This is a genomic window from Acinetobacter stercoris (genome assembly GCF_900323515.1).
GTDB classification, from domain to species: Bacteria; Pseudomonadota; Gammaproteobacteria; order Pseudomonadales; family Moraxellaceae; genus Acinetobacter; species Acinetobacter stercoris.
In genome coordinates this window covers 1-1,346 of sequence record NZ_OOGT01000393.1, presented here as the reverse complement: position 1 = coordinate 1,346, position 1,346 = coordinate 1, and the positions used below count along the sequence as shown (strand labels likewise).

Below are 1,346 nucleotides of genomic sequence, written 5' to 3'. Positions count from 1 at the left end.
AAATATTATGAGAAATATTGCTTTATTTGGATTATTGTTAATTTTAATTAACCCATTATACGCTGCTGATGGATCTATAACTTTTAAAGGGAAAATAATTGCACAGACGTGCACTATTAATAGTGGTAGTCGGGAAAATATTAATATTGACCTTCCAAATGTGTCAGAGAAAACATTAAAAGCTTCTGGTGCAACTCCAACAACGTTTGTCATTCATTTAACTGCATGTACTGCTGGTAATAAAGCAAAAACATATTTTGAGCCTGGACTGACAGTTGATAGTACTTCTGGGCGTTTAAATAATCAGGCAACTTTGAACGCAGCAAGAAATGTGCAGGTACAAATATTAAACAACAATAATCAACCTATTTCCATTACACAGCAAAACCAGCTTAATCGAGATAGTCAGCAGATTTCAGTTGATCGGCTAGGTAATGCGACGATGCGTTATGCTGCACAATATTATGCAAATGGTGCATCTACAGAAGGAATGGTTGCGACATCAGTACATTATATGGTTAATTATCAATAGTTTTATAAAGGTTGGATATGTATTACTTTGACTTTATATGGAAAAGAGTTGAATTTAAAAAGTTAGAGTCAATGAGTGGAAATCTGATTAAAAAAGGGCTAATGGCTATTTTATTTTTTTCCAACATTACATATTCAGCCAGTGTAATTATGGGAACGAGGGTTGTTTATCCATCAAATACAAATGACGTAATGATAGAGATTAGAAATGATTCCGAAGAGCCATCATTGATTCAGGCATGGATTGATGATGGAGACCCAAAAGCTTTGCCAGAGCAAATCAGTGTCCCTTTTGTTTTAACTCCACCTATCTCTAAAATAAATCCTAAAAATAGTCAGTTTCTGAGAATTATGGCATTGCCTGCGGCAAAACAATTAAAAAAAACGGAGGAAAGTATATTCTGGTTAAATGTTGTGGATATCCCGCCTAAACCAAAACATAGTGCTGGTTCGCAACAAAATTATATGCAAATTTCTATACGATCGCGTATTAAACTTTTTTATCGTCCAAGCAGTATTTCAGATGATGCACTACACGCAGCTAAAAAATTGAAATGGATGCATCGTGGAGAACATTTACTGGTTAAAAATCCTACCCCTTTTTATATTTCTATTCCTTCAGTTTTTCAGCAAGATGGTCACAGAATGCTTGATTTGGTTTCGAGTGATGGGTTATTTTTAAAACCACACTCTGAACAAAAACTGAGTCTGCAATCCACTAATATGAGCAATATGAGATTTATTAGTATTAATGAATATGGGGCAAAAGATGAGATTTTAATCCGGATTGAGTGATTAAAATAGATATTAAAAAT

At 33.9% G+C, this 1,346-nt stretch carries 2 protein-coding genes; both read left to right on the top strand.

Annotation, left to right across the window (positions count from 1 at the left end; translation table 11 throughout):
* The coding region (locus tag KPC_RS19770) for a fimbrial protein (protein ID WP_146196684.1) at positions 1-532 on the top strand (532 nt) is incomplete at its 5' end.
* 101 nt (positions 533-633) lie between these two features.
* Positions 634-1,326 (top strand): fimbrial biogenesis chaperone, encoded by a 693-nt coding sequence (locus KPC_RS19765; RefSeq protein ID WP_171334567.1) that lies wholly within the window; start codon positions 634-636, stop codon positions 1,324-1,326.
* The last annotated feature ends 20 nt before the right edge of the window (positions 1,327-1,346 follow it).